At 73.4% G+C, this 413-nt stretch carries 1 protein-coding gene; it reads left to right on the forward strand.

All coding sequences use genetic code 11. The annotated features are described in order from the left end of the window. Positions 1 to 413 (forward strand): carbohydrate binding domain-containing protein (locus tag IF27_RS29655; protein WP_190233156.1); only part of this gene is annotated, 413 nt, incomplete at both ends.

Consider the following 413-nt stretch of genomic DNA (forward strand, 5'->3'; position numbering starts at 1 on the left):
GCGCTGGCCCTGGCCGGGGCCCTCGCGGTGCCCGGCACGGCCCACGCGGCCAACGTCCTGTCCAATCCCGGCTTCGAGTCGGGCTCCCTCTCCCCCTGGTCCTGCTCCGGCAACCTCGGTTCCGTCGTCTCCTCCCCGGTGCACGGCGGCTCCAGGGCCCTCGCGGGCGCGGTGACCTCCGCCGACACCGCCCAGTGCGCCCAGACCGTGACCGTGCGGCCCGACACCGCCTACACCCTGAGCGGTTGGGTGCGCGGCTCCTACGTGTACCTGGGCGTCGACGGCGGCGCCTCCACCTGGGCCTCCTCTCCCTCCGCGTACACCCAGCTCAAGGTGCCCTTCACCACCGGCGCCTCGCAGACCAGCGTCAAGCTGTACGTCCACGGCTGGTACGCGCAGGGCACCTACTACGC

The organism is Streptomyces avicenniae (assembly GCF_000719135.1).
GTDB classification, from domain to species: Bacteria; Actinomycetota; Actinomycetes; order Streptomycetales; family Streptomycetaceae; genus Streptomyces; species Streptomyces avicenniae.